The organism is Rahnella sp. CG8 (genome assembly GCF_023701875.1).
Taxonomy (GTDB): domain Bacteria; phylum Pseudomonadota; class Gammaproteobacteria; order Enterobacterales; family Enterobacteriaceae; genus Rahnella; species Rahnella aceris.
In genome coordinates, this window is record NZ_JABAED010000017.1 from 94,004 (window position 1) to 118,400 (window position 24,397).

At 50.5% G+C, this 24,397-nt stretch carries 29 protein-coding genes; 18 read left to right on the forward strand and 11 right to left on the reverse strand.

Annotation, left to right across the window (positions count from 1 at the left end; translation table 11 throughout):
- Positions 1-5: 5 nt before the first annotated feature.
- The 9 genes from HGO41_RS16620 to ruvX all read left to right on the forward strand — a co-directional run bounded on the left by HGO41_RS16620 (position 6) and on the right by ruvX (position 7,007).
- Positions 6-179, forward strand: coding sequence for a CblD like pilus biogenesis initiator family protein (locus HGO41_RS16620; protein WP_502947388.1), 174 nt, complete (start codon positions 6-8; stop codon positions 177-179).
- A gap of 55 nt (positions 180-234) precedes the next feature.
- On the forward strand, positions 235-984 hold the full coding sequence (locus HGO41_RS16625; protein WP_250981234.1) for a fimbrial protein: 750 nt from the start codon (positions 235-237) through the stop codon (positions 982-984).
- A 308-nt stretch (positions 985-1,292) separates the two neighbouring features.
- Complete coding sequence (locus HGO41_RS16630) at positions 1,293-2,687, forward strand: sugar porter family MFS transporter (protein ID WP_013576822.1); 1,395 nt, start codon at positions 1,293-1,295, stop codon at positions 2,685-2,687.
- A gap of 90 nt (positions 2,688-2,777) precedes the next feature.
- The gene (locus tag HGO41_RS16635; RefSeq protein WP_037033267.1) at positions 2,778-3,299 is read left to right on the forward strand and encodes a SprT family zinc-dependent metalloprotease; all 522 of its coding nucleotides are present in this window, start codon (positions 2,778-2,780) and stop codon (positions 3,297-3,299) included.
- A 93-nt stretch (positions 3,300-3,392) separates the two neighbouring features.
- Positions 3,393-4,106, forward strand: coding sequence for a deoxyribonuclease I (gene endA, locus HGO41_RS16640; RefSeq protein WP_013576824.1), 714 nt, complete (start codon positions 3,393-3,395; stop codon positions 4,104-4,106).
- Between the two features lie 87 nt (positions 4,107-4,193).
- Positions 4,194-4,925 carry a 16S rRNA (uracil(1498)-N(3))-methyltransferase gene (gene rsmE / locus HGO41_RS16645; protein ID WP_112150887.1) on the forward strand — a complete coding sequence of 244 codons (732 nt, stop codon included), beginning with the start codon at positions 4,194-4,196 and terminating at the stop codon, positions 4,923-4,925.
- A gap of 11 nt (positions 4,926-4,936) precedes the next feature.
- A complete protein-coding gene (gshB, locus tag HGO41_RS16650; protein WP_013576826.1) occupies positions 4,937-5,887 on the forward strand; it encodes a glutathione synthase in 951 nt (316 codons plus the stop codon).
- 128 nt (positions 5,888-6,015) lie between these two features.
- Positions 6,016-6,579: a YqgE/AlgH family protein gene (locus tag HGO41_RS16655; RefSeq protein ID WP_013576827.1), complete on the forward strand. Its 564-nt coding sequence runs from the start codon at positions 6,016-6,018 to the stop codon at positions 6,577-6,579.
- Positions 6,579-7,007: a Holliday junction resolvase RuvX gene (gene ruvX, locus HGO41_RS16660; RefSeq protein ID WP_013576828.1), complete on the forward strand. Its 429-nt coding sequence runs from the start codon at positions 6,579-6,581 to the stop codon at positions 7,005-7,007. The genes HGO41_RS16655 and ruvX overlap by 1 nt, the downstream gene beginning before the upstream one ends.
- Here the strand turns inward: ruvX and HGO41_RS16665 are convergent.
- Entirely contained in the window at positions 6,998-8,020 is a 1,023-nt protein-coding gene (locus HGO41_RS16665) for a type IV pilus twitching motility protein PilT (protein WP_013576829.1), read from the reverse strand. The genes ruvX and HGO41_RS16665 overlap by 10 nt on opposite strands.
- 22 nt (positions 8,021-8,042) lie before the next feature.
- On the opposite strand from HGO41_RS16665, the gene HGO41_RS16670 reads away from it, so the two are divergent.
- From HGO41_RS16670 to hemW, 6 genes are all read left to right on the forward strand, one after another.
- Positions 8,043-8,762, forward strand: a complete 720-nt coding sequence (locus tag HGO41_RS16670; protein ID WP_013576830.1) for a YggS family pyridoxal phosphate-dependent enzyme — start codon at positions 8,043-8,045, stop codon at positions 8,760-8,762.
- A gap of 72 nt (positions 8,763-8,834) precedes the next feature.
- Positions 8,835-9,656: a pyrroline-5-carboxylate reductase gene (gene proC / locus HGO41_RS16675; RefSeq protein ID WP_013576831.1), complete on the forward strand. Its 822-nt coding sequence runs from the start codon at positions 8,835-8,837 to the stop codon at positions 9,654-9,656.
- A gap of 86 nt (positions 9,657-9,742) precedes the next feature.
- On the forward strand, positions 9,743-10,297 hold the full coding sequence (locus HGO41_RS16680; protein WP_013576832.1) for a YggT family protein: 555 nt from the start codon (positions 9,743-9,745) through the stop codon (positions 10,295-10,297).
- A complete protein-coding gene (gene yggU / locus HGO41_RS16685; protein ID WP_013576833.1) occupies positions 10,282-10,587 on the forward strand; it encodes a DUF167 family protein YggU in 306 nt (101 codons plus the stop codon). Before HGO41_RS16680 ends, yggU begins: the two co-directional genes overlap by 16 nt.
- Positions 10,588-10,608: 21 nt before the next feature.
- On the forward strand, positions 10,609-11,217 hold the full coding sequence (locus HGO41_RS16690) for an XTP/dITP diphosphatase (RefSeq protein WP_121019746.1): 609 nt from the start codon (positions 10,609-10,611) through the stop codon (positions 11,215-11,217).
- Positions 11,210-12,346, forward strand: coding sequence for a radical SAM family heme chaperone HemW (hemW, locus tag HGO41_RS16695; protein WP_013576835.1), 1,137 nt, complete (start codon positions 11,210-11,212; stop codon positions 12,344-12,346). Before HGO41_RS16690 ends, hemW begins: the two co-directional genes overlap by 8 nt.
- Before the next feature lie 81 nt (positions 12,347-12,427).
- On the opposite strand, the gene HGO41_RS16700 is transcribed toward hemW, so the two are convergent.
- The 4 genes from HGO41_RS16700 to trmB all read right to left on the reverse strand — a co-directional run bounded on the left by HGO41_RS16700 (position 12,428) and on the right by trmB (position 15,351).
- Positions 12,428-13,162, reverse strand: coding sequence for a YggN family protein (locus HGO41_RS16700; RefSeq protein WP_250981235.1), 735 nt, complete (start codon positions 13,160-13,162; stop codon positions 12,428-12,430).
- Positions 13,163-13,186: 24 nt separating this feature from the next.
- A complete protein-coding gene (gene glsB, locus HGO41_RS16705; protein WP_013576837.1) occupies positions 13,187-14,113 on the reverse strand; it encodes a glutaminase B in 927 nt (308 codons plus the stop codon).
- 192 nt (positions 14,114-14,305) lie between these two features.
- Positions 14,306-14,632, reverse strand: coding sequence for a YggL family protein (locus HGO41_RS16710; RefSeq protein ID WP_013576838.1), 327 nt, complete (start codon positions 14,630-14,632; stop codon positions 14,306-14,308).
- Complete coding sequence (trmB, locus tag HGO41_RS16715) at positions 14,632-15,351, reverse strand: tRNA (guanosine(46)-N7)-methyltransferase TrmB (RefSeq protein ID WP_013576839.1); 720 nt, start codon at positions 15,349-15,351, stop codon at positions 14,632-14,634. Before trmB ends, HGO41_RS16710 begins: the two co-directional genes overlap by 1 nt.
- 223 nt (positions 15,352-15,574) lie before the next feature.
- Here trmB and mutY point away from each other — a divergent pair, with 223 nt between their 5' ends.
- The 3 genes from mutY (at position 15,575) to mltC (ending at position 18,113) form a co-directional block, all read left to right on the forward strand.
- Positions 15,575-16,651 (forward strand): A/G-specific adenine glycosylase, encoded by a 1,077-nt coding sequence (gene mutY / locus HGO41_RS16720; protein WP_013576840.1) that lies wholly within the window; start codon positions 15,575-15,577, stop codon positions 16,649-16,651.
- A gap of 33 nt (positions 16,652-16,684) precedes the next feature.
- Positions 16,685-16,957, forward strand: coding sequence for an oxidative damage protection protein (locus HGO41_RS16725; protein WP_013576841.1), 273 nt, complete (start codon positions 16,685-16,687; stop codon positions 16,955-16,957).
- A 76-nt stretch (positions 16,958-17,033) separates the two neighbouring features.
- Positions 17,034-18,113 carry a membrane-bound lytic murein transglycosylase MltC gene (mltC, locus tag HGO41_RS16730; protein WP_013576842.1) on the forward strand — a complete coding sequence of 360 codons (1,080 nt, stop codon included), beginning with the start codon at positions 17,034-17,036 and terminating at the stop codon, positions 18,111-18,113.
- Between the two features lie 48 nt (positions 18,114-18,161).
- Here mltC and HGO41_RS16735 read toward each other — a convergent pair whose 3' ends face one another.
- From HGO41_RS16735 to HGO41_RS16760, 6 genes are read right to left on the reverse strand one after another with little or no spacing between them, the layout of a single operon-like run.
- Positions 18,162-19,295: a glycosyltransferase family 4 protein gene (locus tag HGO41_RS16735; RefSeq protein WP_250981236.1), complete on the reverse strand. Its 1,134-nt coding sequence runs from the start codon at positions 19,293-19,295 to the stop codon at positions 18,162-18,164.
- 41 nt (positions 19,296-19,336) lie between these two features.
- Positions 19,337-20,341 (reverse strand): right-handed parallel beta-helix repeat-containing protein, encoded by a 1,005-nt coding sequence (locus HGO41_RS16740; RefSeq protein WP_250981237.1) that lies wholly within the window; start codon positions 20,339-20,341, stop codon positions 19,337-19,339.
- A gap of 1 nt (position 20,342) precedes the next feature.
- Positions 20,343-21,527 carry a glycosyltransferase gene (locus HGO41_RS16745; protein ID WP_250981238.1) on the reverse strand — a complete coding sequence of 395 codons (1,185 nt, stop codon included), beginning with the start codon at positions 21,525-21,527 and terminating at the stop codon, positions 20,343-20,345.
- Positions 21,524-22,105: an acyltransferase gene (locus HGO41_RS16750; RefSeq protein ID WP_112197162.1), complete on the reverse strand. Its 582-nt coding sequence runs from the start codon at positions 22,103-22,105 to the stop codon at positions 21,524-21,526. The genes HGO41_RS16745 and HGO41_RS16750 overlap by 4 nt, the downstream gene beginning before the upstream one ends.
- Positions 22,098-23,183: a glycosyltransferase gene (locus HGO41_RS16755; protein ID WP_250981239.1), complete on the reverse strand. Its 1,086-nt coding sequence runs from the start codon at positions 23,181-23,183 to the stop codon at positions 22,098-22,100. Before HGO41_RS16755 ends, HGO41_RS16750 begins: the two co-directional genes overlap by 8 nt.
- Positions 23,170-24,393: a hypothetical protein gene (locus tag HGO41_RS16760; protein WP_250981240.1), complete on the reverse strand. Its 1,224-nt coding sequence runs from the start codon at positions 24,391-24,393 to the stop codon at positions 23,170-23,172. Before HGO41_RS16760 ends, HGO41_RS16755 begins: the two co-directional genes overlap by 14 nt.
- Positions 24,394-24,397 lie beyond the last annotated feature (4 nt).

Consider the following 24,397-nt stretch of genomic DNA (forward strand, 5'->3'; position numbering starts at 1 on the left):
TGTTAATTTCTGATATTCAGACCGCTCATACCCGGCCAGTGCATCTGCCCGGGATCCCACAGGCAGTATTGTGTGTTCCTGCACCACTGGAACTCAGCACCAAGACAATGGATATCAACAGTAAACAAGCTGGGCATTATACCGGACATCTGATTGTGAATTTTACGCCGCAGCTTTAGGAGATTCTCCTGGCAACGGATTGCACTTCATCACCGCATTCACGTAAGGATTTTTATGCGCAGATCACAAATACAAAGGCGGGTCTCAGACCTGAAACTGCTCCCGGTACTGATGCTGACCATACCTGTCCTGTGTTTTGCCAACATCACCGTTTCACCGATGAAAGTAACGCTTAACGAACAACATGCTGCTGCACTGGTCATCAGTTCTAAAAGCGAAACTACCCAGTATATTCAGGGAAAAATCACCGAGGTTCATAACCCCGGCACACCACAGGAAAGTGAAACGCCTGCACCACAGGGCGCACAAAACAGTCTGGTGGTCTCGCCGCTAAAATTTGGTTTGCCCGCCGGTAACAGCCAGCCGGTGAGGATCGTCGGCCTCGGTGAAAGCAACGAAGAAAAAATCTACCGCGTGCATTTTCAGTCAATGACTCCGGAAGAATTCAAAAACCCTGCCATCAACAAAAATTTCACCAGCGAACTGAACCTGACCATTGTCTGGGGGGTCGTCGTCATGGTGCCGCCAGCAAAACCGGTCGCCAGACTGGGTTGGGATCCATCCACTCAGCAAATTACCAATACCGGCAATATCCATCTGCTGGTACAGCGTATTGGCCTGTGTGACAGCGATAAAAAGGAAGCCCGGTGCCAGTGGAAAGAGCTGAAGAAAAACGTCTATCCGGGCAAGCCATACAGCCCATCGTTACCATTTTCGGCTTCAGCATCGTCTGAAAAAGTCCGAATTGAGTATTTCAACGATTACACTCAAAAGCAGGAAGCGGGAAGTTTTATGGCCAGATGATGGCTAAAATGAAAACGGTTACAGAAAATAATTTGTTATAAATTAATAAGTTATTTGTATATGTAAAAGTTTGAAACACTGTATTGATTGATATAAATCAATTTATGGGCTATTACTCTCAGGCACATCTCCTTCCTGTTACGCTATCCGTTTGAAACCCTTCAGAAACAAGATACCCAGCCACACCTATTAGTGTAAACGATTACAACACTGTGACCGGGTTCACGTTAAGCTGTGTGCAGGGTTAATAACATAACAGCCTAAGCATTATTACAAACTCAAAACGATTGCATTATTTTGGAGACCGGATGAACAACTCAACTTCGACCAAAGGAAAACGCTCGAACAAAAGCGTCACTTTCTTTGTCTGTTTTCTTGCTGCACTTGCCGGACTGCTGTTCGGCTTAGATATCGGCGTCATCGCGGGCGCCCTGCCCTTTATCAGCCATGACTTCCAGATTACTAACCACCAACAGGAATGGGTTGTAAGCTCCATGATGTTTGGTGCCGCCGTCGGTGCTGTCGGCAGTGGCTGGCTGAACTTCCGTCTGGGACGTAAATTCAGCCTGATGATCGGCGCAGTTCTGTTCGTTGTCGGCTCCCTGTGTTCCGCCTTTGCGCCCAACACAGAAGTGCTGATTGTTGCCCGTGTTCTGCTGGGTCTGGCTGTCGGTATTGCCTCTTACACCGCACCGATTTACCTGTCAGAAATCGCACCGGAAAAAATCCGCGGCAGCATGATTTCCATGTACCAGTTGATGATCACCATCGGTATTCTGGCCGCATACCTGTCGGATACCGCGTTCAGCTACACCGGTGCATGGCGCTGGATGCTGGGCATCATCACCATTCCGGCATTGCTGTTGCTGGTTGGCGTCTTCTTTCTGCCGGACAGCCCGCGCTGGCTGGCCGCTCGTGGCGATGACGGTAAAGCACGCCGCGTACTGGAAAAACTGCGTGATTCCAGTGAGCAGGCAAAACATGAACTGGATGAAATCCGTGAAAGTCTGAAAGTAAAACAAAGCGGCTGGGGTTTGTTCGTTAATAACAAAAACTTCCGTCGTGCGGTTTACCTCGGCGTTCTTTTGCAGGTCATGCAGCAGTTCACCGGTATGAACGTCATCATGTACTACGCACCAAAAATCTTCGGCATCGCCGGTTTCGCCAGCACCTCTCAACAGATGTGGGGCACGGTGATCGTCGGGCTGGTTAACGTTCTGGCGACGTTCATTGCCATCGGTCTGGTTGACCGCTGGGGCCGTAAACCTACGCTGAAACTGGGCTTCCTGGTGATGGCAGTCGGTATGGGTGTGCTGGGTACTATGCTGCATATCGGTGTCGAATCCGATGCGGCGAAATACTTCTCCATCGCCATGCTGCTGATGTTCATCGTTGGTTTTGCGATGAGTGCTGGTCCGCTGATTTGGGTACTGTGTTCTGAAATTCAGCCGCTGAAAGGCCGCGATTTTGGTATCACCGTGTCTACTGCGACCAACTGGATCGCCAACATGATTGTCGGCGCAACCTTCCTGACCATGCTCGACAGCCTCGGCAATGCCAATACCTTCTGGGTGTACGCCGCGCTGAACGTGGTCTTCATCTTCATCACTATTGCGCTGATCCCTGAGACCAAAAACGTCTCACTGGAACACATCGAACGCAACCTGATGAAAGGTGAAGCCCTGCGCGACATCGGTAAGTAAGTTAGCAATAAATAAGCCTGCCATTCCTCCCCTGCAAAGGGGAGGAATTCCATATTGCATCTCTCCCCCGCCAGATTTATCCTTCGCCAGATGAAAACCTCACGTCTCCCCATCGCCCTGCAACAAGCCGTTATGCGCTGCCTGCGGGAAAAACTCCAGATGGCAAATCAGTTTTTTGGCACCGATTACACGGAGCCGGAAATCAGCTATCAGCAACGCGGCACCAGCGCGGGAAGCGCGTATCTGCAACACTGGCAAATCCGCCTTAATCCGGTATTACTGCTGGAAAATCAGCAACCGTTTATCGATGAAGTGGTGCCACACGAGCTGGCCCATTTGCTGGTATACCGCCGTTTTGGTCGCGCTCCTGCACCGCATGGCAAAGAGTGGCGCTGGATGATGGAACATGTGCTGGGTGTCTCAGCGAGCAGAACCCACAAGTTCGAAGTGGCATCCGTGCAAAGTAAAACCTATCCGTATTTATGCGCCTGCCGCGACCACCAGTTGACCGTGCGACGCCACAATAAGGTGATGCGCAAGGAGTCGGAATACCGCTGCCGCCATTGCGGCGAACTGTTACGTTTTAACGCTAACGGCATCACTAATTGCTGATTTTTCAATCACTCATTAGCAGCAAAGTCCCATTGTCACATCGCGCCGCATCCGTTACCCTTCCGGCCTTTTAGTCTTGGGTCTTTCAGAAACATGTTTCATAAAACGTTCTTATCTTTTCTGTTTATCAGTGCGCTGACACCGCTGAGCGCCTTCAGCCAGTCCGGCAACGCCATCAATAACTTCAGTCAGGCCAAAGCCGCTGCCGTGAAAATCAATCAGGGCGCGCCAACATTTTACTGCGGCTGCGATATCAGCTGGCAGGGGAAAAAAGGCACGCCGGATCTGCAATCCTGCGGTTACGCGGTACGTAAAAGTGAACAGCGCGCCAGCCGGATCGAATGGGAACATGTGGTTCCCGCGTGGCAGTTCGGCCACCAGATGCAATGCTGGCAGGATGGCGGGCGCAAAAATTGCGCGAAAAGCGCCGACTATCGCAAGGTTGAAACTGACCTGCACAACCTTGAACCGGCCATCGGTGAAGTGAACGGCGACCGCAATAATTTCATGTACAGCCAGTGGAACGGTGGCGAAGGTCAGTATGGCCGCTGTGAAATGAAAATCGACTTCAAAGCCAAAGCCGCCGAGCCGCCAGCCCGCGCCCGTGGGGCCATTGCGCGCACTTACTTCTACATGCGTGACCAGTACAAACTGAATTTATCCCGCCAGCAGACACAGTTGTTTACCGCCTGGGATCGCCAGTATCCGGTCACTTCATGGGAATGTGAACGCGATAACCGCATTGCCAGGGTACAGGGGAATCACAACCCTTACGTTCAGCAGGCTTGCGTGCAAAGAAAAAGCTAACCTACTATAGGGCACAATAGTCAGCGACAGGGCTGGCAACAGTTGCCAAAATAGCCCACTTCACCACTTTAAGGACAGCAGTCACACATGCGCATACCCCGCATTTATCATCCGGAAATCCTGACCGCTCACAGCGAGATTGCGCTGAGCGAAGATGCCGCCAATCACGTCGGGCGCGTTCTGCGTATGCAGCCGGGTCAGGCGATTCAGTTATTTGACGGCAGCAACCAGGTCTTCGAAGCCAGCATCACGCAGGTTGATAAGAAAAGTGTGCGTGTCAGCCTGAATCAGGGCGTGCTGGCGGATAATGAATCCCCGCTGAATCTGCATCTTGGTCAGGTGATCTCGCGTGGCGAGAAGATGGAATTCACCATTCAGAAATCTATTGAGCTGGGCGTGAATACGATTACTCCGCTGTTTTCCGAGCGCTGTGGCGTCAAACTTGACGGCGAACGTCTGGAGAAAAAATTGCAGCAGTGGCAGAAAATCGCCATTGCCGCCTGCGAACAGTGCGGACGTAACCGTATCCCTGAAATTCGTCCGGCGATGCAGCTCGAAGCCTGGTGCAACGAGCAGGACGACAGCCTGAAGCTGAACCTGCACCCGCGCGCCAGCCACAGCATTAACACCCTGCCGCTGCCGGTAAGCCATGTCCGCCTGCTGATCGGCCCGGAAGGCGGTTTATCCGCTGAAGAAATTGCAATGACCTCCGGCTACGGATTTACTGATATCCTGCTGGGACCCCGTGTTCTGCGTACAGAAACCACAGCACTCACCGCGATTACAGCCTTACAGGTTCGTTTCGGCGATCTGGGTTAAGAGGAAACCAAATGATTAAGCTTGGCATCGTGATGGATCCGATCTCTTCCATCAACATTAAAAAAGACACCAGTTTCGCTATGTTGCTGGAAGCGCAGAGTCGTGGTTACGAACTGCATTACATGGAAATGAATTCCCTGTATCTGCGCGGCGGCGAAGGCCGTGCGACCACCAAAAAACTCAGCGTGAAGCAGGATTACGATGGCTGGTATGAGTTTGGCACAGAGCAGGATATCGCCCTGCAGGAACTGGACGTGATCCTGATGCGTAAGGATCCGCCGTTCGATACCGAATTCATTTATGCCACTTACATCCTCGAACGTGCCGAAGAAAAAGGCACGCTGATCGTCAATAAACCGCAGAGCCTGCGCGACTGTAACGAGAAGCTGTTCACCGCGTGGTTCCCTGAACTGACGCCAGATACGCTGGTTACCCGCAATGCAGCGCAGTTGAAAGCGTTCCATAAAGAACATACTGACGTGATCCTCAAGCCACTCGATGGCATGGGCGGCGCTTCCATTTTCCGTCTGAAACCTGAAGATGCCAACGTCTCCGTCGTTATCGAAACACTGACCGAACACGGCAGCCGTTTCTGTATGGCACAAAACTACCTGCCAGCCATCAAGGACGGTGACAAACGCGTTCTGGTGGTCGACGGCGAACCGGTGCCTTACTGCCTGGCGCGTATTCCGGCGCAGGGTGAAACCCGCGGTAATCTGGCTGCCGGAGGCCGTGGCGAAGCCCGTCCGCTGAGCGAAAGTGACTGGGCAATTGCCCGTACCGTTGCGCCAATCCTCAAGCAGAAAGGCCTGATTTTTGTCGGTCTGGATATTATCGGCGATCGCCTGACGGAAATTAACGTCACCAGCCCGACCTGTGCACGTGAAATCGAAGCCGCCTTCCCGATTTCCATCACCGGCATGCTGATGGACGCCATCGAGAAACGTCTGGCTTCACGATAAGCACAGATTAAAATCGATAAACGGGTTGTTCAGCATTGCTGGATAACCCGCTTTTTTTGGCGAGCCTGACGTAATAAACTGGCCTGCCTGCACTGATTTCAATTCTGAGGTTAAACATCCTGCATACCATGAATCTACAACATCACTTTCTTATTGCGATGCCTGGCCTGGATGAACCCCAGTTCAAACGTTCGGTCGTGTACATCTGCGAACACAATGAAGACGGCGCCATGGGGCTGGTGATTAACAAACTGGTCGACGATTTCACCATTGAAAGCGTACTCGACAAACTCGACATCACCCCCGAACCCCGTGACCTGAGTATTCGTCTTGATCGCCCGGTTTTTTCCGGGGGGCCGCTGGCAGACGATCGCGGTTTCATTTTGCATACGCCGCGCGAAGGTTTTGGCTCCAGCATCCGCATCTCTGACTGCACGATGATCACCACCTCGAAAGACGTGCTGGAAACGCTGGGCACGCCCGATCAGCCAAAAGATGTGCTGGTGGCACTGGGTTATGCCGCATGGGAACAGGGCCAGCTTGAAAAAGAATTACTGGAAAACTCGTGGCTGACCATTGAAGCCAGCAGCGATATTTTGTTCCGCACCCCCATTGCTGACCGCTGGCGCGAAGCAGCGAAAATGATCGGCGTTGACGTCGGACAGCTCGCCACCCATGCGGGGCATGCATAATGGCAAACCGCACGGTTTTTGCTTTCGACTTCGGCACCAAAAGCATCGGTCTGGCTATTGGTCAGGAAGTCACCGGTACCGCCCGTCCGCTGACCTCGTTTAAAGCGCAGGACGGCACACCGGACTGGCAGAAAATTGAAAAACTGCTGAAAGAATGGCTGCCGGATCTGGTGGTTGTCGGTTTGCCGCTGAACATGGACGGCACAGAACAACCTCTGACTGCCCGTGCGCGCAAATTTGCCAACCGTCTGCATGGCCGTTTTGGCGTTCAGGTTGAACTGCACGACGAACGCCTGAGTACCGTAGAAGCCCGCGCTGATTTGTTCGATCGCGGCGGTTTCCGTGCGCTGGATAAAGGCAGCGTGGATGCCGCTTCCGCCGTCATTATTCTGGAAAGCTGGTTCGAGAAACAGTGGAGTCAGTCCTGATCTTCCGCCAGTAATCCCGCACGTTGCCGCTGCTGACGGCTTTGTGCGAACGTCTGCATGCCGGCCTGCGCGCCGGTTTGCAGGATATCCGCCAGTTGATGAGTTTTCCCTTCACGGATTAAATTGCACACCGCCGGTGTGGAAGTCAGCACTTCAAAAAGCGCTACCCTTCCCGCTTTTCTACCGTCCTTTTCTTCAGTCACCGCCAGTTTTTGCGCGATCACGGCCCGCAGGCTACCCGCCAGTTGAGCGCGGACAAACGCTTTTTCTTCTGCCGGAAACACATCAACCAGCCGGTCAATGGCCTGTGTGGCGTTGCGCGTATGCAGTGTCGCGAGAACCAGATGGCCGGTTTCTGCCGCCGTCAGCGCCAGCCGGATACTGTCAGTGTCACGCAGTTCGCCCAGTAACAATACATCCGGATCTTCACGCAGAGCACCGCGCACCGCTTCACCAAATGAACGCGTATGCAGCCCGAGTTCGCGCTGCTGAATCAGACAGTGCCTGCCAGTATGGATAAGCTCAATGGGGTCTTCCAGCGTAATAATATGGCGCTTCGCATGGCGGTTGAGATGATCAATCAGCGCCGCCAGCGTGGTGGATTTCCCGCTGCCCGTCGCACCGGTGACCAAAATCAGGCCGTCTTCCTGCATAATGACGTGCTGCAAGATATCCGGCACCCTCAATGCAGCCAGCTCGGGGCAACGGGCAGGCACCGGTCTCAGCGCCGCAGACAACCCGTGCAGTTGCTGAAAGATATTGAGCCGCATCCGCACGCCATCACCCAATGTCAGCGCTTTATCCACCTGTCCGGCCAGCTGCAAAGTATGTTGTTCAGTGGCATCCAGCCACGCATGGATCAGCCCCAGCATCTGCGAAGCCTCCACCACCGGCAGATCTTCACAGCGACATAATTCCCCGTCAATGCGCAACACAGGCGGATAGCCGGTACAAAGGTGCAGATCGGAGGCATTTTGCTTTACACTACGTCCCACTAATCCATCAATATCCATGTTGAAATCCTCCTGAGTCCCTATGAGCCTTAGTCAGCAAAACGCTATTGAGCAGAACTTACAGAATGTCCGCGAGAAAATCGCAGCCGCTGCACAACATTGCGGCAGGTCTCCAGAAGAAATTACCTTGCTTGCAGTCAGCAAAACAAAACCTGCGAGCGCTGTCGAAGAAGCGATTGCCGCCGGACAGTTAGCGTTCGGCGAAAACTACGTGCAGGAAGGCGTGGATAAGATTGCCCACTTTGCCGGACATCAGCCTGCGCTGACCTGGCATTTCATCGGGCCATTGCAGTCGAATAAAAGCCGCCTGGTGGCGGAGAACTTTGACTGGTGCCATACCATTGACCGCCTGAAAATCGCCCAGCGGCTGAACGAACAACGTCCGGCCGGTTTAGCGCCTTTACAGGTGCTGATTCAGGTCAACATCAGCGATGAGGCCAGTAAATCCGGCATTGCAGTGGGCGATATCGCAGAACTGGCCCGACAGATTATGGCGATGCCCCGCCTGATACTGCGCGGCCTGATGGCGATTCCGGCAGTGGAAACGGATCACGCGCGACAGCTTGAGGTCTTCGGCAAGATGCGGGATGCGCTGAAAGATTTACAAAATATTTGTCCGCAGGCCGATACGCTGTCGATGGGTATGACCGATGATATGCCTGCGGCAATTGCGGCTGGCAGCACGATGGTTCGCATCGGGACCGCCATTTTCGGTGCCCGTGATTACAGCATAAAACAGTAACCTTTATCTTTGGGTTTACTGCTTTACTCTTGATAGGCTCAATTCAGCCCCCATTAAAAGCAAGGAGCATGAATGCAACATCGCAAAATCAGTTTTATCGGCGCCGGTAATATGGCGGGCGCAATTATTTCCGGCCTGGTCGAAAGCGGCTATCCGGCAAATCTCATCAGCGTTTGTGCCCCTTCCACCACGCATCGCGATGCGCTGGCTGATAAATATGGCGTGCAAAGCAGCAGCGATAACAGCGGCTGTGCAAAGGAGGCGGATGTCGTTGTTTTGTCGGTAAAACCGCAAATGATGGCCGATGTGTGTAAAGCACTGCAAAAAGACGTGGATTTTAGCGACAAGCTGGTACTGTCGATTGCCGCAGGCGTCAGTGTGGCGCGCTTCTGCGAGTTGCTGGGCGATAATCTGAACATCGTGCGTATCATGCCGAACACGCCATCTCTGGTCGGGAAAGGCATGAGTGGCCTGTACGCACCTTCTCAGGTTTCTCAGGCAGACCGTGATTACAGCGGCGAACTGATGACCGCCGTCGGGAAAATTTGCTGGGTCGATACCGAAGAAGGTATCAACCACGTAATTGCCGCCGCAGGCAGCGCCCCGGCGTATTTCTTCCTGTTTATGGAAGCAATGCAGGCTGAAGCGCAACGTCTGGGTTTCAGCGCTGAAACCGCACGGATGCTGGTTGAGCAAGCCGCCAGCGGCGCCAGTGCTTTAGTCGCCGCCAGTCCGGACACGCCATTGTCACAACTTCGTGAGAATGTGACGTCCAAAGGCGGCACGACGTTTGAAGCTCTGAAGGTTTTCACCGACCGTAAATTACCGGAGATTGTCTCCGAGGCCATGCAGGCCGCCATTACCCGCGCGCAGGAAATGGAAAAACTGTTCTAATAAGAGCAAATAATAAAATAACACTGCCCAAAATCATTCGTGTTGCGTCAAGACGACACGCGAAGGATGAAGGGCATAGGAGAATTATGTTAACGCTGACGTTTCTGGTTAAAACCCTCATAGATCTCTACGTGATGGTTCTGCTACTGCGCATCTGGATGCAATGGGCACGTACAGATTTTTATAACCCGTTTTCACAGTTCGTGGTGAAAATTACTCAGCCCATTATCGGACCACTTCGCCGGATTATTCCGCCGCTGGGCCCGATTGACAGCGCGAGTTTGCTGCTGGCGTTTATCCTTTGCACCATCAAATTCCCGCTGCTGTTGCTTATTCAAAGCGGCGCTATTTTCTTTGGTCTGAGCAGCCTGCTGATTGGCCTGATAGGGCTGGTTAAAGCCGCCGGTTATCTGGTGTTCTGGCTGGTGATTATCCGCTCGCTGATGAGCTGGGTGAGCCAGGGCCGCGGGCCGATGGATTATCTGCTGATGCAGCTGACTGAGCCGCTGATGGCGCCAATCCGTCGTATTCTTCCGGCGATGGGCGGCATCGATTTCTCGGCGATGGTGGTGATCCTTATCCTCTATATGCTGAATTATCTGGGGATGGATCTGCTGGGTGCGTTGTGGTTCCAGCTTTAAGCCCGGCGTTCTGGCAATCTGATGCGCTGGTTTTGCGGCTGGTTATCCAGCCCAAAGCCAGCCGCGACAGCCTGGTGGGTTTGCATGGCGACGAACTGAAAGTCGCCATCACCGCCCCGCCGGTTGATGGTCAGGCGAACACACATCTGGTGAAATTTCTCGCAAAACAGTTTAAAGTCGCCAAAAGTCAGGTCAGCATTGAAAAGGGCGAACTGGGCCGCCATAAACAAGTCCGCATTACACATCCGCAAAATATCCCGACTGAGGTCGCGGTACTGCTCGCAGAATAACGTTTACGTCAGGACTCTCCCATGCAGAAAGTCGTATTAGCTACCGGCAACGCCGGTAAAGTGCGTGAGCTCGCACATCTTCTGGCCAGTTTCGGGCTGGACGTGGTCGCACAAACGGAACTCGGTGTTGAATCTGCCGAAGAAACCGGGCTGACGTTCATTGAGAACGCCATCCTGAAGGCCCGCCATGCGGCAGCGGTCACCGGTTTGCCAGCCATTGCTGATGATTCAGGTCTGGCGGTGGATTTTCTCGGCGGCGCGCCGGGGATTTACTCCGCACGCTACGCAGGCGCTGATGCCAGCGATCAGCAAAACCTCGATAAACTGCTGGTGGCGCTGAAAGACGTGCCACAGGGTCAGCGCGATGCGCAGTTCCATTGTGTGCTGGTGTATATGCGCCACGCTGAAGACCCGACGCCGCTGGTGTGTCACGGCAGTTGGGCTGGTGAGATTACCTTTGCCGAAGCAGGCGAAGGCGGCTTCGGTTATGACCCGATTTTTTATGTTCCTGCGCTGGGCAAGACCGCCGCAGAACTGACCCGTGAAGAAAAAAGTGCGGTCTCGCACCGTGGACAGGCACTGAAACTATTGCTTGCCGCGATGAAAGAGGCTGTACAGAAGAATGCGTAAGTTACCGCCGCTGAGTCTCTACATCCATATTCCGTGGTGCGTGCAAAAATGCCCTTACTGCGATTTCAACTCGCACGCGTTAAAGGGTGAAGTGCCGCATGACGATTATGTCGCGCATCTGCTGGCTGATCTGGATGCAGACCTGCATCTGGTGGGCGGACGCAGTGTGGGGACGATTTTTATCGGCGGCGGAACCCCAAGTCTGCTGAGCAGCGAAGCGATGCAGAATCTGCTCGACGGCGTGCGCGCGCGTTTGCCGCTCGATGCTAATGCTGAAATCACCATGGAAGCTAATCCGGGCACCGTCGAAGCAGACCGCTTCAGCGGCTATCAGCGCGCCGGTGTGAACCGTATCTCCATTGGCGTGCAAAGTTTCGATGCGCAGAAACTGGAGCGTCTGGGGCGTATTCATGGCCCTGACGAAGCCACACGCGCGGCGCATCTGGCGACCGGCCTGAACCTGCGCAGCTTCAATCTGGATCTGATGCACGGCTTGCCGGATCAGACGCTGGAAGAAGCGCTGGACGATTTGCGTCAGGCTATTGCACTCAACCCGCCGCATTTGTCGTGGTATCAGCTGACTATTGAGCCGAACACAATGTACGCCTCGCGTCCGCCGACCCTGCCGGATGACGATGCACTGTGGGATATTTTCGAGCAAGGCGATCAGTTGCTGACTGCGGCTGGTTATCAGCAGTATGAAACCTCGGCGTATGCCAAACCGGGCTACCAGTGTCAGCACAATCTGAACTACTGGCGCTTCGGGGATTATCTCGGCATCGGTTGTGGCGCGCATGGCAAACTGACGCAGCCCGACGGGCAAATCCTGCGTACCGTAAAAACCAAACATCCTCGCGGCTATATGCAGGGACGTTATATGGACAAACAGCATCCGGTCGAAACCGAAGATTTGCCGTTTGAATTCTTCATGAACCGCTTCCGCCTGCTGGAAGCCGCGCCGCGTGAAGAGTTTGGTCTGTATACCGGGCTGGATGAGTCGGTGATACGCGCACAGCTTGACGAAGCGATCACCAAAGAATATCTGGTGGAAACCGCCACGCACTGGCAGATCACCGGCAAAGGAAAATTATTCCTCAACTCACTGCTGGAGCTGTTTTTGGGGGAGTAAGGTGCAGTTCACAAAGGACGGTTCGTTTTCCCACAAAAAAACCGCGTAATCGCGGTTTTTTTGTGTCTGTCATTTAGCCGGTTACTTTTTCAAATCCGCCAGCAAGGCTTTGTGCTGAGTATCCAGATTCGTCACACGCTTACAGACGTCATCGCCAAAGGCTTTGAACTCTTTTTCCTGCTTGTTCCACTCTTCCTGAATGGCTTGCTGCAGCCCGCCAAGATTACCCATCATCGCCTGCAACGGATTCCCACCGCTGGTAGCCTGTTTGAGGCCCATTTCGTTGATGCTGTCCTGCATCACGCCGCCCATGGTTTGTTCCATCAGCTTCTGACCGTTTTGCTTAACCTGTTCCACCGCTTTATGGTGGAAGGTCAGACCGTCGGCGCGGTGCTCAATGATCAGGTTCATCTGTTGCTTCAGTTGCTTGTCGAGCGTGACCAGACGGTTACGCACGTTGCTGTCGGTGCCCAGTTTCTCGACGATCACCCGATCTACCGCCACACGGCCTTTTTCGAGATGCGCAGTGGCACCCTGATCAATCCACGGCAGGTCGCGACGCAAACCGGCCTGATAATCGATCGCTTCCTGACGCTGTCTGGCGCTCAGGGTCATGTCTTTACCGTTGAGGGTCACGTTACCATTTGGCGTGATCAGCAAATCACCGCTGTTACCGACCACCTGAACGGTCTGCGGCTTGATGATCACATCATCTTTAGGCTGTACGGCACACTGATAGTCCGCCTGTGCGCTCCACGCACCGAGGGCCAGCAACGCAGCAAGTCCGGTTTTTACCACTCCACTTTTTACTAACATGTACTCTCCCTTAAGACAGCAAACTCAAAAAATTGAACGGCCAATACGTTGCGCCAGTAGTTCTAAGGCAGCAATACCTGCCAAAGAGTTCCCTGCCGCGTCAAGTTCCGGCGACCATACCGCGATACACATCTCCCCCGGCACCACGGCAATAATACCGCCGCCGACACCGGATTTGCCCGGCATCCCGACGCGATAGGCGAACTCACCCGCACCATCGTACATACCGCTGGTCACCATCATCGCATTAATCTGCCGTGCCTGACGGGCATCAATGAGCGGTGTCTCGCTACCCAGCGGATGCCCTTTATTGGCCAGATACACAAAGGTGCGCGCCAGCTCTTCACAGCTCATGCGCAATGCGCAGTAGTGAAAATAGGTGTGCAAAACGGTGATGACGTCGTTGTCGAAATTACCGAAAGACTTCATCAGATACGCAATCGCCGCATTGCGGTCGGAGTGCTCAAACTCGGAACGCGCAACGTGCCGATCGTAGTTGAGATCTGCCGATCCGGCCAGCTGACGCACCACTTCCAGCATTCTCTGCTTCGGTGCCGAAAGCCGGGTTTGCAGCATATCGCAGACCACCAGCGCGCCCGGATTGATGAACGGGTTACGCGGTTTACCCTGTTCCAGCTCAAGCTGTACCAGAGAATTGAATGGCTGACCGGACGGCTCTTTGCCGACACGCTGCCAGATTTCGCTTTCCTGATAACGGGTCAGCGCCAGCGTCAGGCTGAGAACTTTTGAGATCGACTGGATCGAGAAACGAATATCGGCATCACCGGCACGAAAGATCTCCCCTTTCGTGGTACACACGGCGATTCCTAAATGATCGGGGCTGACTTCCGCCAGAGCAGGAATGTAACCGGCCACTTTACCCCGACCTATCAGCGGCCTGACCTGCGCAAGAATATCTTCCAGCAAACTGTTATCAAGTTCGGTACCCAACGTCCTGCCTCCAGATGTAACAAAGGTGCCGGAAGGCACCTTTATGAGATTCAGAGATCCTCAGGATCTGCCTAAATCATTCGAGTTGTATCAAGGCGACAACTGAACTTATCCCCGGGAGCTTACAAAAGTAAGTGACCGGGGTAAGTGAAGGCAGTCAACGCAGAGACAATTCGAAGGATGACGGCAGAATCAGTCCCACCAGATATCGAATAACTCAGAAACTTCCACGTCTTCCATTTTATGGTCTTCTAACCATTTTTTGACCAGCGCACGTTGTTCATCAGTGCAATGGCCGATGTCCTGACGGCAAACCAGACCTTCCCATTGCAGATAGCCACTGCCGTCGAAGGCCAGCTTGTTTGGCTCGATCACACCGTCAATGAATTTATCCAGTGATTCGTCAATGGTTTCTACCGCGGTACCTTCCGGGAAACGCCATTTTACAGAGAAGCCCAGTTCCTGGAACTCGGCAATGTGTAACTTCTTACGTAAACGACGACTGCGATTTGTAGCCATTATTGCTTCCTCTCAAACATCAGATCCCATACGCCGTGGCCTAAACGCTGGCCACGCATTTCGAACTTGGTCACCGGGCGGGATTCCGGACGCGGGACATAATTGCCCTCCTGCGACAGGTTCACCCAGTTTTCTAAACTGGTCATGACGTCAAGCATGTGCTCCGCATAAGGCTCCCAGTCGGTTGCCATGTGGAATACACCGCCCACTTTCAATTTTTTGCGCAGCTTCTCAACGAACTCCGGCTGCACGATACGGCGCTTATTATGACGCGCTTTGTGCCACGGGTCAGGAAAGAATAGCTGCACCATGTCAAGCGAGCCATCCGGAATCATTTTTTCCAACACTTCGACCGCATCGTGACACATTACGCGCAGGTTACTGACACCCTCTTCATGCGCGGTCGCAAGACAGGCACCGACGCCAGGCGAGTGAACTTCAATGCCGATGAAATTCTGGTCCGGGTTCTGTTTCGCCATCGTGACCAGCGAGGTGCCCATCCCGAAACCGATTTCCAGCACAACCGGTGCCGGGCGACCAAACAAGGCATCAATTGCCAGAGGTTCTGCCTGAAACTCCACGCCCATCACCGGCCAGAAATTGTCCAGCGCGAATTGCTGACCTTTGGTCAGACGGCCCTGACGGCGGACAAAACTACGGATACGGCGCATCGCGCGACCGTTCTCGTCGAACTCCGGTGAAATGACGTCGTTTTTCATGGTGTTTCCACTCCGATTGGCAAGACGCGGTACCCGCGCGCGGATGCCTGTGCTTTGGTCACTGAATATAAGGAAAGGCGCATTATCCAAACTTACTCCCGATTAGCAAGGTTTGACGGCAGGAAATCCGTCAATACAGTGCGGAAAGTTCCGGTTTACAGCCAGACGGGAACTGTGATGTGATCAGCCCCGTCTTTTAACCCTGCCGGACTGTAATTCACCCATGATGGAAACCCCTGGTTTTATGGAAGCAAAAAGTTTTTCGCCGCTGGTGCTCGACTGGTATCAGCGCTATGGCCGCAAAACGCTGCCCTGGCAAATCGCAAAAACCCCCTATAAAGTCTGGCTTTCTGAAGTGATGTTGCAGCAAACGCAGGTAGCGACTGTCATCCCGTATTTTGAACGCTTTATGGAACGTTTCCCGACGGTGTCTGATCTCGCCGCCGCGCCACTCGATGAAGTACTGCATCTGTGGACCGGGCTGGGTTACTACGCCCGCGCACGAAACCTGCATAAAGCAGCGCAAACTATCGTCAGCCAGCACAGCGGCGTATTTCCAACAACCTTTGATGAAATTCTTGCGCTGCCCGGCATTGGCCGTTCCACAGCGGGTGCCGTTTTGTCGCTGGCACTGAATCAGCATTACCCCATTTTGGACGGCAATGTGAAACGCGTGCTGGCCCGCTGCTACGCCGTTGACGGCTGGCCGGGCGAGAAGAAAACCGAAAATAAACTGTGGGCGATCAGTGAAGACGTCACACCTGCCGAAGGGGTCGCGCAGTTTAATCAGGCAATGATGGATCTGGGTGCGATGGTGTGTACCCGCAGTAAGCCGAAATGCGAGCTATGTCCGGTGAAGTCAGGCTGTGAAGCCTATGCACATCACAGCTGGGCAAAATATCCGGGGAAAAAACCCAAGACGACGTTACCGGAAAAAACGGCCTTTATGCTGATGATCCAGCAGGAGGATAAAGTCTGGCTGGAGCAGCGTCCGTCCGTCGGCCTGTGGGGCGGATTGTTCTGCTTCCCGCAATATTCGACCGAAGACGAACTCACGCTGGGGCTGCAAAAATACGGTGTTACGCAAAATGCGTTGCAGCAGCAGACCGCCTTTCGTCACACTTTCAGCCATTTCCATCTGGATATCGTCCCGATGTGGTTAAATCTGCGTTCTCCGGCAGGTTGCATGGATGAAGGTGCGGGTCTCTGGTATAACTTAGCGCAACCACAATCCGTCGGGCTGGCTGCGCCGGTTGAACGTTTGCTGATGCAATTAGCAAAGCAGACCGCTGGCAAATAACCGCCCCAAAAGAACGATCGATAAGGAATTAGCATGAGCAGAACGATTTTTTGCACCTTTCTCAAGCGCGATGCCGAAGGGCAAGACTTCCAGCTGTACCCTGGCGAGATTGGCAAACGTATTTTCAATGAAATTTCCAAAGAAGCCTGGTCACAGTGGATGGCCAAACAGACCATGCTGATCAACGAAAAGAAACTCAGCATGATGAACCCGGATGACCGTAAATTGCTGGAACAGGAAATGGTGAATTTTCTGTTTGAAGGTCAGGACGTTCATATCGAAGGCTACACCCCGCCATCAAAATAATCATTTGTAACAATGGTTGAAACATTAAGGCAGGCGCTCCGGGCGCCTGCTTCTTTCAGCAGAAACGGCTTGTAAGATGAAGAAAATTTTAGCTTTGCTGATTATCGCGCCAATGTTGATCTCCTGCTCCGGCAGTAAGAAAAACCAGTTCAACGAAGCTTATGTGAAAGATACCAACGGATTCGATATTTTGATGGGGCAGTTCGCCCATAACATCGAAAACATCTGGGGCATAAATGAAGTGCTGATCGCGGGTCCGAAAGACTACGTGAAATATAGCGATCAGTATTACACCCGCAGCCACATCAACTTTGATGCGGGTACCATCACCCTCGAAACCATTTCAGGCACCGATCCGGCCGCCAGCCTGCGTAAGGCAATTATCAGCACCTTGCTGGTGGGCGATGACCCGGGTAACGTTGATCTCTATTCAGACGTCAACGATATCCAGATCAGCCGTGAACCGATGTTGTACGGTCAGGTTCTCGACAACACCGGTCAGCCAATCCGCTGGGAAGGCCGCGCAGCCAGCTTTGCCGACTATCTGATCCAGAACAAGCTGATGCGTCGTCAGTCCGGTCTGCACGTGATTTATTCCGTGACGATTCAGATGGTGCCAAACCACCTGAATCAGCGTGCGCATAAATACCTGCCGATGATCCGGGAAGCGTCCGCGAAATATGGTGTCGATCAGTCGCTGATACTGGCGATCATGCAAACAGAATCGGCCTTTAACCCGTATGCGGTCAGTAATGCTGATGCGCTGGGTCTGATGCAGGTTGTGCAGCACACCGCAGGCGTAGATGTATTCAAATCTGAAGGGAAATGGGGCAAACCGAGTCGCAGCTATCTGTTTGATCCGCAGAACAATATTAATACCGGCACCGCGTATCTGGCGATGTTGCAAAACGTGTATCTGGGGAATATCAGCAACCCGACATCGCGTCGTTATGCGGTGATTACTGCTTATAATGGTGGGGCGGGCAGCGTGTTGCGCGTGTTCTCAAGTAATAAAACTCAGGCGTTTAACATCATCAACAATATGTCACCGGGCGATGTCTACACCACCCTGACGACCAAACATCCGTCCGGGGAATCGCGCCGCTATCTGTATAAAGTGAACAATACTCAGCGCAGCTATCGCCGCGTGGATTAACATTTTGTCAGCAAATAGCCCTGAAGCGGAGGCAGAATAGCCGCCGTTTCAGGGCAAGACTTGTTCGATCGCCTTCAGATAACGGGAAATAACGATCTTTTCATCGAACTCCCTGACCATCTTTTTCCGACTCTCATTGCCCATTTCCAGACGTTGCACATGAGTCATATTAATTAGCCGCTCCATCGCCCGCGTTAAGCAGTCCGTATCTTGCGGCTCACACAGAAATCCATTTATCCCGTCATCTACCGCATCCTGACAGCCAATATTACGGGTGGTAATCAGCGGCTTTCCCATCGCTCCGGCTTCAAGTAATGATTTCGGCACGCCTTCACGATAAAAAGAAGGCAGCACAATACAATCAACCTGCGCGATTTCCTGCTCAACATTATCGGATGTCCCCAGATATAGAATATTACCTTCCTCAATCCAGGCGGCCATACGCTCAGTCTTCACCGCTGCCGGATTGCTAACATCCAGAAATCCCAACAAGCGAAATTCGCAGCGTTGACCATGACGCTTCTTGAGTTTACGTGCGGCTTCAACATAATGCTCAACCCCTTTGGAATAAAGCATGCGTGCAATCAGGGTGAAACGCACGACATCATCGTCGGGTGCCGGTGTCACATTAAAACGAACCAGATCAACCCCAGAACCCGGTAAACGTTCGGTATGTAAGTAATCAGGCAGCATTTCAGTCAGGAATAATTCGCGGTCATCCTCATTTTGAAAAAATATTTTGGCCGCGTAGCGCTGGCTGAACCGATACAGGTGCTGACAGATTACCCTTACCATCCCTTTGCTCATGAAAACACTGCCCAGTCCGGCGATATTATTAATGGCTGGAATATTCAATACCTTTGCTGCGAGCGTAAAGTAGATATTATTTTTAGGTGTAAAATTCAGAATGACATCCACTTTTTCTTTACGTAATACATACCAGGACGAAAGCAGAGTAATAGAATCTTTAATAATGCTAGTCCCACCAGAGTCTATTTTCACTGAAACGGTTTTACATCCCAGTTCAGCAAGCCGGTGAGTATATTCATCCACAGGTGAGATGGCTATAACCTGATAGCCACTCTCTAACAGCGCAAGAATAGTATTTTTACGAAAATTATAAAGATACCAACTGGTGTTGGCGGTGATTGCGATGATGTTTTTCTTATCGATTCCATTCAAAATTATAGTTCCTTTTTGTGGCAGAAAATAACTTTCAACTCTTATTGCAATACATCCTGATTTATCCTTAAAGATTTCCAGCATGAATCAGAATACTTTTCTATTGCAGGAAGATTGTTACCTGTCGCAGCATTGACATTACAAATGCTGTAATCTCCTTTACTTGCAGATGAACTCCGATTATCAAAAATGTGAAAATTATTATTAACATGAATTTTAGGAATTGCCGATTTGATGAGAATACCTCTGACAACCTTGTCGAAGATATTACCTTTGATCGTGACGTTATCAGGAACAGTCCCTCCCGCATGCCTCAGGCTTATCACAATAGCAGCCATTCCATGCACATCAGTGAAATGATTACGACTGATCATAATGTTATAAATGCGCTGAAGCGAAGTGTTAGGTTCCAGATCAATGCTGCCTGGCATTCCTTTACGTGAAATACGGGTAAAGCGATTTCCATCAATAAGGATATCATGCCCGTCAATAATACTAATGCCATTACGGTTACTGAAGTTAACGCCGTCAAAGATGACGTTTCTTATCACAATATGGTGGTTTGAAACAACATTCCCCTGCCCGACATAAACTCCATCGCCACGAAACCCTGTGAGGTTTAAATTTGAAAGCGTAACATCGTGCGCATTGAATATACTGATCAGAGGATTATGTTCTGCAAAGCCGTTTTTTTCTGCGCCGCCAATAAAAGAAACCCCCGAAATTTGCACATTACTGACAGCCCTTGTGCTATCGCCCGAAGAAATATTTATCACGCCAACAGTATCCGGTAAGGTAAAAGTCTGTTGAATTTGCGCACCTTTTTCACCGGAAAGCGAGGTATTGCTGTCAATGAAGAGAGGATGACTGAGGAAACAGCCAGGGTGAATTATTTTAATCTGCGTATTTTTTATTTTCCTCTCTTTAAAAAAGTGATAAATGTCAGGCGTAATCAGGCAGTCAATGATGACTGTTTCAGCCCGACATAAAGAGCCGCTCATCAGCAATATCAGTACAACGCAAAAAAAACAGAGAGGATGTTGCACCCTAAGCGCTCCTGCGGGAAAGCAAATAATCTTTATAGTGGCTGAAGAAATCAAAGCGAATTCTTTCTAATAACTCAGGTTGATAAAAACGCGCCTTATTAAACGAGTAGTGCGCCATCATTAACATTTCCTGACGGTTATTCAGTAATTTCTCAATGTTTTTTGCCAACCCATTGGCATCATCGGGCTTATGCAAATATTCGCTTTGACATAACTCAGGCATTCCTCCGGCGGAACTGGTGATCACGGGGCAGGCTCGCGACATGGCCTCTATCACAGCCCGTGGCAACCCTTCCTGATTACTCGGCTGCACATAGAGATCGACAGTATCAAGAAATGAAAAAATGTCTTTCCCCAGCGTCCTTGGTCCGGAAAAAATAATATTGTCACGCAGGGATAATTCATCAATCATTTTAATATTCTTGAATTTACTTCCCGCACCCGTGATTTCAAGAACGATCGAAAAGCCTCTGTTTTTTAGCCGATAAATTGCTTGATAAAGGGTATTAAAACCTTTGTGTGGACTGTCAAGAGAAGCAATCATACCTATTTTGAAAGGCCCGCTGGAAGACGCAGTGATTTTATGCAGCCTTTGATTAAGAACATAAGCCGAAGTCGGCAATAATTCTACGTTAGAAGCAGACACTACATGATGTCTGTTGGGATAGCGTTTTTGCAAAAAACTGCCTGTCACATAAATAGCACCCCAGGCTTTTTTAATCGCCTGCTTCACTCGCCAGGTTAATACCGGGGCATAGAGTAATCCTTTCAATGAGCCGTATCCGACCATCGCATCCCATGGGCACGCGACCACCTCAACGACATAAGGAATATTCATCTGCCGCGCAAGCTTTGCGGTAATAAGACCTGTTTCGCTGGGTAACCTGATCACAACGCCATCACAGCCCCTGAGAGCCTCTTTAATTGCGATGACATTTTTACGGGAGGGTAATAACACAGACTTCAAAGAGGAATGATTTTCTATTTTTTTGAAAACCATTCCATCGCCGCTGGCCAGAGTCCAGTGCGGCGAAAATGAGGAATCACTTTTATAACGAGATAAAACTATTATTTCATTAAAATGATGAAAATACCGGGCAAAAGCAGAATAAGGAAGTTTACCAGGAGAATATACTTTCTCATCGTGATGAATAAAATAGTGGTCATGCGCAAAAACCATTTTCATGGTAATTCCTTAACTTTCATTGCAGGGGATCCAGCATACACCCCCGCCGTAAGGTGTTTTTTGGTAACAGAATTCGCCGCTACCACGACGTCAGAATCAATGACCGAACCTGCCAGGATCCTTACTCCGCATCCCACCCATACATTTGAAGCAATACAAACATTTCTCAGGTCGAGCGACTGATATTTAAAGGGCTGTCCGCACAATTCGTAACGATGTTCAAAGGAGATGATCGAAACAGAATGTGCAAACGATACATCACTGCCCACAGAAATATTTCCGGCAGCATCAACATAAGCGCGTTCATGAAAACTGATATTACTACCCAGTGAGAGGTTTTGCGGATTTTTGAATACGCACCATCGTCCGATATAGACATTCTCTCCGCACGTTTTTACCAGCGTACGAATAAGAATATAACGGATCCCTACCCCGATTCTTCCGGGAAAACCGGAGAAGACATCCAGAAGATAAGCGCGGAAAATTTGCGGTAAAAGAGACGTTATGGCACATAAAACGAGAATAACTCCCCGCCAGCGACGAAAAGACGCACGGCCAGTTTTAATATTTTCAGGCATATAACCTCAATATCTCTGTCGCATTCTGCCCGATTGAAAAGCGCCCTGTTATTACATCAGTATTGATTTTTTTCGTTGCTGACTGAGTCATCAATACATCAATCTCTGACATCCATGCGCAGAGATCGCTGAGTGACTGATGGGAAATACGCTCAGTCACATCAATAAGCCGCGGAACGTGCAAGGACGCGATGACCGGTAATCCGGCAGCCTGAGCTTCAATAGCCGCAAGCCCGAGACCTTCGTGCAGCGACGGGAACAGGAACACATCCATAACATCGCGTAAAATTAACAATGCATCATTTCTTGCGCCGGTCAGGATAACTTTGTCAGCGAGACCCCGCTCCACGGCCCTTTTGTGCAAGTCTTTTCGCAAACTTCCTTCACCTACAATCAGTAAACACACATCTTGATCCCGGTATTGCGACAGTATTTCAAGCAGGAATTTGTGATTTTTGACGGATTCCATTCGCCCGACGGTTCCCAATACGAACGTGCTTTCAGCAATGCCCAGATCATGTTTAAGGCTGGTGGGAGCAGTAGACACAAGACGATGGAAATCTTTGCCACAGGGAATAATATTGACCACAGGCGCCCCTGTTTTATAGTGGCAACGCGCTGAATCTTCACTTACCGCGACGCAACAGGTTGAATAACGCTTAGCCAGGAGAATTTTGAAACTAATTTCAATGCGTTTTATCGGACCAGCATTTTGGTAGTACAGCGTTCGATCTGAATGAGCATGGGAAATAATCCGTGCTATTCCACACCTTTTAGCAATGTACGCCACGAAACCATTATTGAAGCTGACATGACTATGACAGACGTCATATTTGTTATTCCTGAAAACGGAGAATAAGGCAGCCAGGTATTTCAGCGGTTTTTTATAAGAAGGAATATGTATTATTTTGCAATCCATAGCTAATAAAGCATCTTCGTAAAACCCTTTATGGGGCTTATCGACGATAAAGGTGTGTTGAATACTTCCTGAGGTTTCTATCACAAAATCAAAAAGCCAGCTTTCAATCCCACCGATATCCAATTGACCTAACAGGTGTACAACTTTAATTTTCTTCATCTGATGTCCCTGAGGCGTAGGTTCTTAAATAAAGCAATATGGAGAAAATAACCAGTGGCATAATTAGCAATTGTTTTCTGAAAACGGCATCCCCCACGCTTCCAAAAGTATAATCGGTACGGATAGCGTAGAACCCAACCAACGTCATTACGGCAGAATAAATCAGGACACACATAATCGATGACATCAGTCTGGAGTCCAAAATGAGTGTGGTATATTTTATTGTCCTGATAATAAGAAGAACTAAAGTCACAATGACACAGAGCGCAGGTAGTAATGTAAACCCTTCATAATTCATCCACTGCGCAGGGTTAGGGGCCATATACATAAAAGCAAAAATCATTGGCCAGTTAATAATCAGCAGAATAGATTTGAAAAATGCGGCCAGCATGAGAATAAAAAAAGCCCCTAACGTGATGAACTTCATTGCCCGGTAATATTCCAGAGTAAAAACCACATACAGAAGTGCCGTTACGGGAGAATAGGGTCGGAGCAGGAAACAATAGCCAGCCAGCATCAGTATCACAACGGCCTTTAATAATCGCATCACTTTCCCCTGCGTCTTACAAAAATCGACTAACGCCAAAGCCAGAAGGATTGTCAGAAAGAGAATGAATATATCTTTACCAAAAACTGAAGAAAAATAATTAAACGTCGGAGAAACAATAATCAGGGATATCAGAACACAGCGAAAATCAACTGAACTCACATTAGAAAATAATCGACTCATTGCCGCGATGCTCATCAATTTAAACATACAATTGAAAATAACAATATAAAATGGATCTTTGGCAGGCATCAAACTATAAAATATTTGAACTGGCACCCCGAAAATAAAGAAGGATCCCGGCCCTTCAGTCATGCCGTTCTCATGCATTGTGGCCATTCTCGCCACAGCACCGGATAAAATTTCACCCAGCGAATTATTTGACAGTAAAAAATTATAATATCGTACGGCATCTATTCCGGGGAAAATATTAAAAACATTAATACAATAAAAAGTATAGATAGCAGAAAATAGTAATGCCGCAATGATCAAATAATTATACCGGGCTCCTGGAATGGTAATCGCGGGAATGCTCAACGCGGTCAAAGTAAAAATCACCACGCCTGCAGCATCACGGGCATCAAAAATAAGATGTGTTATACTTACAGAAGTGAGCATCATCAAACAAAGGTAAATAACACCACGTTTAAAATTAATATTCACTGTT

What these genes read in the sequence shown, in the direction of transcription:
- HGO41_RS16625 (WP_250981234.1), top strand. Translation starts at nt 235, where the DNA reads ATGCGCAGATCACAAATACAAAGGCGGGTCTCAGACCTGAAACTGCTC.
- HGO41_RS16630 (WP_013576822.1), top strand. Translation starts at nt 1,293, where the DNA reads ATGAACAACTCAACTTCGACCAAAGGAAAACGCTCGAACAAAAGCGTC.
- HGO41_RS16635 (WP_037033267.1), top strand. Translation starts at nt 2,778, where the DNA reads ATGAAAACCTCACGTCTCCCCATCGCCCTGCAACAAGCCGTTATGCGC.
- endA (WP_013576824.1), top strand. Translation starts at nt 3,393, where the DNA reads ATGTTTCATAAAACGTTCTTATCTTTTCTGTTTATCAGTGCGCTGACA.
- rsmE (WP_112150887.1), top strand. Translation starts at nt 4,194, where the DNA reads ATGCGCATACCCCGCATTTATCATCCGGAAATCCTGACCGCTCACAGC.
- gshB (WP_013576826.1), top strand. Translation starts at nt 4,937, where the DNA reads ATGATTAAGCTTGGCATCGTGATGGATCCGATCTCTTCCATCAACATT.
- HGO41_RS16655 (WP_013576827.1), top strand. Translation starts at nt 6,016, where the DNA reads ATGAATCTACAACATCACTTTCTTATTGCGATGCCTGGCCTGGATGAA.
- ruvX (WP_013576828.1), top strand. Translation starts at nt 6,579, where the DNA reads ATGGCAAACCGCACGGTTTTTGCTTTCGACTTCGGCACCAAAAGCATC.
- HGO41_RS16665 (WP_013576829.1), bottom strand. Translation starts at nt 8,020, where the DNA reads ATGGATATTGATGGATTAGTGGGACGTAGTGTAAAGCAAAATGCCTCC.
- HGO41_RS16670 (WP_013576830.1), top strand. Translation starts at nt 8,043, where the DNA reads ATGAGCCTTAGTCAGCAAAACGCTATTGAGCAGAACTTACAGAATGTC.
- proC (WP_013576831.1), top strand. Translation starts at nt 8,835, where the DNA reads ATGCAACATCGCAAAATCAGTTTTATCGGCGCCGGTAATATGGCGGGC.
- HGO41_RS16680 (WP_013576832.1), top strand. Translation starts at nt 9,743, where the DNA reads ATGTTAACGCTGACGTTTCTGGTTAAAACCCTCATAGATCTCTACGTG.
- HGO41_RS16690 (WP_121019746.1), top strand. Translation starts at nt 10,609, where the DNA reads ATGCAGAAAGTCGTATTAGCTACCGGCAACGCCGGTAAAGTGCGTGAG.
- hemW (WP_013576835.1), top strand. Translation starts at nt 11,210, where the DNA reads ATGCGTAAGTTACCGCCGCTGAGTCTCTACATCCATATTCCGTGGTGC.
- HGO41_RS16700 (WP_250981235.1), bottom strand. Translation starts at nt 13,162, where the DNA reads ATGTTAGTAAAAAGTGGAGTGGTAAAAACCGGACTTGCTGCGTTGCTG.
- HGO41_RS16710 (WP_013576838.1), bottom strand. Translation starts at nt 14,632, where the DNA reads ATGGCTACAAATCGCAGTCGTCGTTTACGTAAGAAGTTACACATTGCC.
- trmB (WP_013576839.1), bottom strand. Translation starts at nt 15,351, where the DNA reads ATGAAAAACGACGTCATTTCACCGGAGTTCGACGAGAACGGTCGCGCG.
- mutY (WP_013576840.1), top strand. Translation starts at nt 15,575, where the DNA reads ATGATGGAAACCCCTGGTTTTATGGAAGCAAAAAGTTTTTCGCCGCTG.
- HGO41_RS16725 (WP_013576841.1), top strand. Translation starts at nt 16,685, where the DNA reads ATGAGCAGAACGATTTTTTGCACCTTTCTCAAGCGCGATGCCGAAGGG.
- mltC (WP_013576842.1), top strand. Translation starts at nt 17,034, where the DNA reads ATGAAGAAAATTTTAGCTTTGCTGATTATCGCGCCAATGTTGATCTCC.
- HGO41_RS16745 (WP_250981238.1), bottom strand. Translation starts at nt 21,527, where the DNA reads ATGAAAATGGTTTTTGCGCATGACCACTATTTTATTCATCACGATGAG.
- HGO41_RS16750 (WP_112197162.1), bottom strand. Translation starts at nt 22,105, where the DNA reads ATGCCTGAAAATATTAAAACTGGCCGTGCGTCTTTTCGTCGCTGGCGG.
- HGO41_RS16755 (WP_250981239.1), bottom strand. Translation starts at nt 23,183, where the DNA reads ATGAAGAAAATTAAAGTTGTACACCTGTTAGGTCAATTGGATATCGGT.